The sequence below is a fragment of the Vibrio sp. V43_P6S15P86 genome (genome assembly GCF_009904725.1).
Taxonomy (GTDB): domain Bacteria; phylum Pseudomonadota; class Gammaproteobacteria; order Enterobacterales; family Vibrionaceae; genus Vibrio; species Vibrio diabolicus.
Map to the genome: position 1 here is coordinate 1 of NZ_WXWT01000024.1, position 7,832 is coordinate 7,832.

The 7,832-nt window shown below is 45.8% G+C and carries 5 protein-coding genes; all 5 read left to right on the forward strand.

All coding sequences use genetic code 11. The features are described from left to right. The first annotated feature begins 61 nt into the window (after positions 1 to 61). The 5 genes from CAG69_RS01320 to CAG69_RS01340 all read left to right on the forward strand — a co-directional run bounded on the left by CAG69_RS01320 (position 62) and on the right by CAG69_RS01340 (position 7,674). Positions 62 to 3,112, forward strand: a complete 3,051-nt coding sequence (locus CAG69_RS01320; protein ID WP_161442337.1) for a DNA translocase FtsK 4TM domain-containing protein — start codon at positions 62 to 64, stop codon at positions 3,110 to 3,112. Between the two features lie 74 nt (positions 3,113 to 3,186). After that, positions 3,187 to 3,813 (forward strand): outer membrane lipoprotein chaperone LolA, encoded by a 627-nt coding sequence (gene lolA, locus CAG69_RS01325; RefSeq protein WP_005390816.1) that lies wholly within the window; start codon positions 3,187 to 3,189, stop codon positions 3,811 to 3,813. Then, the gene (locus CAG69_RS01330; protein ID WP_202600664.1) at positions 3,814 to 5,169 is read left to right on the forward strand and encodes a replication-associated recombination protein A; all 1,356 of its coding nucleotides are present in this window, start codon (positions 3,814 to 3,816) and stop codon (positions 5,167 to 5,169) included. Positions 5,170 to 5,260: 91 nt separating this feature from the next. Continuing rightward, the gene (gene serS / locus CAG69_RS01335; protein ID WP_053807197.1) at positions 5,261 to 6,568 is read left to right on the forward strand and encodes a serine--tRNA ligase; all 1,308 of its coding nucleotides are present in this window, start codon (positions 5,261 to 5,263) and stop codon (positions 6,566 to 6,568) included. 203 nt (positions 6,569 to 6,771) lie between these two features. Next, a complete protein-coding gene (locus tag CAG69_RS01340) occupies positions 6,772 to 7,674 on the forward strand; it encodes an N-acetylmuramidase domain-containing protein (RefSeq protein WP_017634398.1) in 903 nt (300 codons plus the stop codon). Positions 7,675 to 7,832: the final 158 nt, after the last annotated feature.

Genomic DNA, 7,832 nt, shown 5'->3' on the forward strand with positions numbered 1-7,832 from the left:
GCTTGATGCCGCTCGGAATGTTTTGCAATTTCCTATTTCATTTCCATATTCAAGTTGATTTATGTTCAAAGAGAACGCAAAGAAAGTCGAAACCATTATCAAAACCAGTGAAGAGCCCCAGTCTTCACGCTTAAATGGCTTCCAACGCTTAAAAGAGTGCTGCTTTATCGTTGGCGTTCTTAGCTCGGTATTGCTTGCGGTTGCACTATTTACCTTCAGTCCGGCCGATCCTTCCTGGTCTCAAACCGCATGGGGAGGGGAGATCGATAACGCTGGTGGCCTTTTCGGCGCCTGGCTTGCGGACACACTATTCTTCACATTTGGCTCTCTCGCTTATCCCATCCCTTTCTTGCTAGCTGCGGCTGCATGGGTGATTTGCCGTAAACGAGGAGAAGATGAGCCCATTGATTTCATGTTATGGGGTACGAGGTTACTCGGCCTTGTCGTCCTTATAATGACTAGCTGTGGTCTAGCCGATATTAATTTTGATGATATTTGGTATTTCTCGTCCGGTGGTGTCGTCGGGGACGTGTTGTCTAGCCTAGCTTTACCTACATTGAATGTACTTGGCACGACATTGGTACTGCTGTTCTTATGGGGAGCGGGTTTTACTCTCTTTACTGGCATCTCATGGCTTAACATCGTTGAGTGGCTTGGAGATCGCGCATTAGCGCTAATTGCGGCGCTTGCAAATAAGATCAGAGGCTCTGAGCAAGAAGTTTTAGAACCTCAGCTAGATGAGTTCGTGGAAGATAAAGTCTCTACGCCTAGACATAACGTAGACCATGACATTGATGATGAGCCGCTTCCTCATTTAACGGCGTTCGATGTCGATGAGCCGAAAGAATCGGCGCCTGCACATGAGTATCCTATTTATATGCCGCACGCTAAACCTGAGAAGCCAGCGGAACAAATGATAGTGGAACCAACGCCACCACAACGCAAGGCTACGGTTAATGCTGCGCCAGTTTATGCTCATGAGCCCCAAACGCAACCTGTCCATGCGGTGAATACTGATAACGTTGATCCGCTTCTGGAGCGTACCAAGCAGCTGAATGTCACGATAGAAGAGCTTGAAGCTGCAGCGCAACAAGCAGATGACTGGGGAACTGAAGAACAGGCTGCCCCATCATTTGCAGACACTTACTCTTCCTATGTAGAGCAACATACAGCTACAGAAGAACCGATCAGTGTTGAACCAGATTATGCGGAGTACGAACAATTTGAAGCAGAGCAAGTACAGCAGCCAAGTATTGAGCATCCTGTGCATGAAGAGCCTGTAATTGATTCCGCTGCGCTAGATAGCATCACGGAGCAAACAGAATCGAGCCAACACATTGAACCTACGATCTCTGATTTTGACGTGTTAGACGATGAAGACGAAGTGGAGTCACAGTCTGTACAACAAGTACAGCCAGCTCCAGCAACACCTCATCAGCAAGTGGCAACACCTTCAACAACATTTGAACCTGCACTTCAAAAAGCGGAGGTTGAAGAGGTTCAAGATGGCGACGAAGATGTAGCGGCATTCCAAGACATGGTTTCTAGTGCGCAAGCCAAAGTAGCAGCGACACAGAACCCATTTTTGGTACAGAAAGAAGAAAACTTGCCTGTTCCAGAAGAGCCACTTCCAACGCTCGAGTTGCTTTACCATCCAGAAAAACGCGAAAACTTTATCGACCGAGATGCGCTAGAGCAGGTCGCTCGATTGGTTGAGAGCAAGCTAGCGGACTACAAAATCAAAGCCGACGTGGTGGGGATTTATCCTGGTCCAGTGATCACTCGTTTTGAGCTTGATTTGGCGCCGGGGGTAAAAGTAAGCCGTATTTCTGGTCTTTCAACTGACTTAGCGCGTGCATTGTCTGCAATGGCTGTACGTGTTGTAGAAGTAATCCCTGGCAAGCCTTACATCGGTTTGGAACTGCCAAACATGAGTCGTCAGACGGTCTATTTATCTGATGTCATCAGTAGCCCTCAGTTTGAGCAAGCAACGTCACCAACAACGGTTGTGTTAGGTCAAGACATTGCGGGCGAAGCTGTTGTGGCTGATCTCGCGAAGATGCCTCACGTGCTAGTAGCAGGTACAACTGGTTCTGGTAAGTCGGTGGGTGTGAACGTGATGATTTTGAGCATGCTATATAAAGCAGGTCCAGAAGATGTGCGCTTCATCATGATTGACCCGAAAATGCTAGAGCTTTCTATTTACGAAGGTATCCCTCATCTTCTTTCTGAAGTTGTGACTGATATGAAAGACGCATCAAACGCTCTACGTTGGTGTGTGGGTGAGATGGAACGTCGTTATAAATTGATGTCGGCATTGGGCGTTCGTAATGTGAAAGGCTTTAACGAGAAGTTGAAGATGGCGGCAGAAGCGGGTCACCCAATTCATGATCCATTCTGGCAAGAAGGCGACAGTATGGATACGGAACCGCCATTGTTAGAAAAACTGCCTTACATCGTTGTTGTTGTCGATGAATTTGCTGACCTGATGATGGTGGTTGGTAAGAAGGTAGAAGAACTGATTGCACGCTTGGCACAAAAGGCGCGTGCGGCAGGTATTCATTTAATTCTTGCGACTCAGCGTCCATCGGTGGATGTTATCACTGGTCTGATTAAAGCGAATATTCCAACTCGTGTTGCGTTTACGGTATCGACTAAAACAGACTCCCGTACGATTCTAGACCAAGGTGGTGCAGAATCACTGCTTGGTATGGGTGATATGTTGTACTTACCACCAGGCTCAAGCCATACGACTCGTGTCCACGGTGCATTTGCATCAGATGATGATGTTCATGCTGTTGTAAACAACTGGAAAGCGCGTGGTAAACCGAACTACATTGAAGAGATCATCAGCGGAGATCAAAGTCCAGAAAGCTTATTGCCAGGTGAGCAAATGGAAGCGGATGAAGATGTGGATCCACTCTTCGATCAAGTCGTTGAGCACGTAGTTCAGTCACGTCGAGGCTCTGTTTCTGGCGTACAGCGTCGATTTAAGATCGGTTACAACCGTGCCGCCCGTATTGTTGAGCAACTTGAAGCGCAAGGTATCGTGAGTGCACCGGGTCACAACGGTAACCGCGAAGTTTTAGCTCCTGCGCCGCCAAAAGATTAATGAACTTGTTTTACTCACTTCAGTCCAATTGAGGTGAGTAACTTTAGGTCTTTGACCCTCTGATAGGTATCTGAATGAAAAAACGATTTTCAGCGAAACTTTTCTCAGCGCTAGTTTTAAGCGTTTCTTTCTTCTCAGCTGCGAATGCAGCATCTCCCAAAGATGAACTCAATAAACGTCTCGCAATGAACGAGGGTTTCAGTGCCGATTTCTCCCAGCAAGTGATCAGCCCTGAAGGTGAAACGGTAATGGAAGGTGAGGGCACGGTTGAAATCGCTCGTCCAAGCTTGTTCCGTTGGAGTACGACTTTCCCTGATGAAAACCTTTTAGTATCTGATGGCAAGACGTTGTGGTATTACAGCCCATTCATTGAGCAAGTAAGCATTTACTGGCAAGAGCAAGCGACCGAGCAAACACCATTTGTGCTGTTAACTCGCAATAGAGCAAGCGACTGGGATAACTATAAGATTTCTCAGAAAGGTAATGAGTTTACGCTCATTCCAACGGCAATTGACTCTACTCAAGGCCAATTCCAGATTAATATTGATACAAAAGGCGTAGTGAAAGGCTTTAACGTCATTGAGCAAGATGGCCAGAAAGGGCTGTTTACTTTTAGTAATGTTAAGCTTGGTAAACCAAAGGTAGACAGATTTACATTCACAATTCCAGATGGCGTGGAAGTGGATGACCAAAGGAATTAATTGGTAGTGAGTAATTACACGTTAGATTTCTCAGGGGACGAAGATTTTCGTCCCCTTGCTGCTCGTATGAGACCACAAACAATCGAACAGTATATTGGGCAGCAGCATATTTTAGGTCCGGGTAAACCCCTACGCCGAGCGCTAGAGGCGGGGCACATCCACTCGATGATTTTGTGGGGACCACCTGGCACAGGTAAAACTACATTAGCGGAAGTGGCAGCAAACTATGCCAACGCCGAAGTTGAGCGTGTATCTGCGGTGACGTCTGGCGTTAAAGAGATCCGTGCTGCGATCGACAAAGCGCGTGAGAACAAAATGGCAGGTCGCCGCACTATCTTATTCGTGGATGAGGTGCATCGCTTTAACAAATCACAGCAAGATGCGTTTTTACCACATATTGAAGACGGTACGGTTACGTTTATCGGTGCGACTACAGAGAACCCTTCGTTTGAGTTAAACAACGCATTACTCTCGCGTGCTCGCGTTTACAAGTTGACTTCTCTTGGCCAGAGCGAAATATCGCTGGCGCTTGATCAAGCGATTAACGACAAAGAGCGCGGCTTGGGGAATATACCAGCACATTTCGCCGATAACGTACTAGATCGCCTAGCAGAGCTAGTTAACGGTGATGCTCGCATGTCTCTTAACTACCTTGAGCTGCTATACGATATGGCAGAAGACAATGCGCAAGGTGAAAAAGAAATCACGCTTAAGTTGCTTGCGGAAGTTGCGGGAGAAAAGGTCTCTCGCTTCGATAACAAAGGTGATATCTGGTACGACTTAATCTCTGCGGTTCACAAGTCCATTCGTGGTTCAAATCCAGACGCCGCTTTATATTGGGCTGCACGTATGATCGCTGCAGGTTGTGATCCGCTCTACATCGCTCGCCGATTACTTGCGATAGCATCGGAAGATGTTGGCAACGCGGACCCTAGAGCCATGCAAGTCGCACTCTCCGCGTGGGATTGCTTTACCCGTGTTGGTCCGGCAGAAGGTGAACGTGCGATTGCACAGGCGATCGTTTACTTAGCGTGCGCGCCAAAAAGTAATGCGGTGTACGTGGCATGGAAACAAGCGCTCACAGATGCTCATAACTTACCTGAATATGAAGTGCCTCATCACCTTCGAAATGCACCTACCAGTTTGATGAAAGACATGGGTTATGGAGCAGAGTATCGTTATGCTCACGATGAGCCGGGTGCCTATGCAGCCGGTGAGCAATATTTGCCACCAGAAATGGCGGATCGTAAGTATTATCAGCCAACAAATCGCGGTCTAGAAACCAAAATCGGCGAAAAGTTAGATTACTTGGCTAAATTAGACGCAAATAGCCAACAAAAGCGCTATGAAAAGTAGGCGTTTTTGGATACATTTGTTCAGTAAATTTTTTTAACGCGTACGCTTGGAAAGTGCGCGTGATTTCACAACAAAAAGCATAGGATTAACAATGCTGGATTCTAAATTACTTCGTACAGAGCTGGATGAAACAGCTGCTAAACTGGCGCGTCGTGGCTTTAAGCTAGACGTAGAGACTATTCGTAAACTTGAAGAACAACGTAAGTCCATTCAAGTAGAAGTAGAAAATTTACAATCCACGCGTAACTCCATCTCCAAACAAATCGGCCAAAAAATGGCGGCTGGCGACAAAGAAGGCGCAGAAGAGATCAAGAAACAAATCGGTACTCTAGGTAGCGATCTTGACGCGAAGAAAGTTGAACTTGAGCAAGTAATGGCTCAGCTAGACGAATTCACGCTTTCTGTACCAAACATCCCAGCAGATGAAGTGCCAGATGGCAAAGACGAAAATGACAACGTCGAAATCTCTCGTTGGGGTGAGCCTAAGACTTACGACTTCGAACTAAAAGACCATGTTGACCTAGGTGAAATGGGTGGCGGTCTAGACTTCGCAAGTGCAGTTAAGATCACTGGCGCACGTTTCATCGTGATGAAAGGCCAATTTGCTCGTCTACACCGTGCAATCGCTCAGTTCATGCTAGATCTTCACACAGAAGAACACGGCTACACAGAAATGTACGTACCTTACCTAGTAAACTCTGACAGCCTATTCGGTACTGGTCAGCTTCCTAAGTTCGGTAAAGACCTTTTCCACACAGAGCCTCTAGCAGAAAAAGTAAACGACGAAGAGCCACGTAAACTGTCTCTAATCCCTACGGCAGAAGTACCTGTAACGAACCTAGTTCGTGACACGATTTCTGACGAAGCGGATCTACCAATCAAGATGACAGCTCACACGCCGTGTTTCCGTTCAGAAGCGGGTTCATACGGTCGTGATACTCGTGGTCTGATTCGTATGCACCAGTTCGACAAAGTTGAGCTAGTACAAATCACTAAGCCAGAAGATTCAATGAATGCGCTAGAAGAGCTAACAGGTCACGCTGAGAAAGTTCTACAACTTCTAGAGCTTCCTTACCGTAAAGTGGTTCTTTGTACAGGTGATATGGGCTTCGGCGCTCGTAAAACTTACGACCTAGAAGTTTGGGTTCCAGCTCAAGAAACTTACCGTGAAATCTCTTCATGTTCTAACATGTGGGACTTCCAAGCTCGTCGTATGCAAGCGCGTTTCCGTCGTAAAGGCGAGAAGAAACCTGAGCTTGTACACACGCTAAACGGTTCTGGTCTAGCTGTAGGTCGTACCATGGTCGCTATCCTAGAAAACAACCAAGAAGCAGACGGTCGCATTGCAATCCCTGCAGTACTTCAGAAGTACATGGGCGGCGCAACGCACATCGGTTAATGCATTAGCCACTAGAACACCAAAACCCAGCCATAGTGCTGGGTTTTTTGTTATCTGCGTCGAGTGAAAATACGTTGTTATGTAAATATTGGATGAGGTATTGCATAGTTGACCTAAATTATTGAAAACAATTCTTAATGATATTTTTCTAAGCTTTATTGGGCATGACAATCTCCTCCAAAATTTAAAAAGGAGGTACTTTCATGGCCTCAATAAGAATAAGCGGCTCTGTTGGCTTGGGTGGTAAAAATGTGGATGTTGATATTCGTACGGTACAAAGGTCTATTAACCAATTGCTTGGTTCTTTAAAGGGAGTAAAGGAGCTTAAAGTGGATGGGAAACTAGGCTCTAGACCGGAAAACTCCAAGACTGTCGCCGCAATTAAAGCTTTTCAGAAAAACCTTGTTGGGATGGCTCGTCCAGATGGAAGGATAGATGTGAATGGAAGAAGCCATCGTAAGCTAAATGAGTATTTAAAACGAACACCTGAGACTGCGGTGGCATATACGTTACCCTTGGTTGGCTCAAGAGATGCGTTGACGGACTTGGATTATAGCAAAGTAGCTGAAACTCTTGGATGCGAAGTCGCTGCTATTAAAGCTGTAGCTGAAGTTGAGAGCCGAGGAGAAGCCTACTTTAGCAATGGTAAGCCAAAGATTTTGTTTGAGGCTCATATATTTTCGAGACTCACTTCAAGAGCCTACGATAACAGTCATCCGAGTATTTCAAGTCGGCATTGGAATCGAAGTCTGTACGTTGGTGGTATCTCAGAATACGTACGTTTAAATAAAGCGATTGAACTGAATTCAAATGCAGCAATCCGCTCCGCATCTTGGGGACGTTTCCAAATTATGGGCTTTAATTTCAAGTTAGCTGGTCATGTTACCGCTGAATCCTTTGTTAAAGCTGTATTCGAGTCGGAGAAGAAACAACTTGAGGCTTTTGTTACGTTTATCCAAAAGTCTGGCTTAGGTGAACATATAAGAGATAAAAATTGGGCTGCCTTTGCTCGTGGTTACAATGGTTCTGAGTATCAGAAAAATCAATACGACGTCAAATTAGAAAAGGCTTACAAAAAATATGCTTCGATTAAAAATGCTGCGTAACATTTCTTTGCTTGGACTTATTTTTAGTTCATCTGCTTGTGCTTCCAGCCACACTAATACTGCGCTATTTAAGTGTGATGTTTCACATCCTAACCGTCTAGAAATATCAATAGAAAATATAAACAGTCAGGTTCTACTGTCGGAGCTTAATTTAGGGG

What these genes read in the sequence shown, in the direction of transcription:
- CAG69_RS01320 (WP_161442337.1), top strand. Translation starts at nt 62, where the DNA reads ATGTTCAAAGAGAACGCAAAGAAAGTCGAAACCATTATCAAAACCAGT.
- lolA (WP_005390816.1), top strand. Translation starts at nt 3,187, where the DNA reads ATGAAAAAACGATTTTCAGCGAAACTTTTCTCAGCGCTAGTTTTAAGC.
- serS (WP_053807197.1), top strand. Translation starts at nt 5,261, where the DNA reads ATGCTGGATTCTAAATTACTTCGTACAGAGCTGGATGAAACAGCTGCT.
- CAG69_RS01340 (WP_017634398.1), top strand. Translation starts at nt 6,772, where the DNA reads ATGGCCTCAATAAGAATAAGCGGCTCTGTTGGCTTGGGTGGTAAAAAT.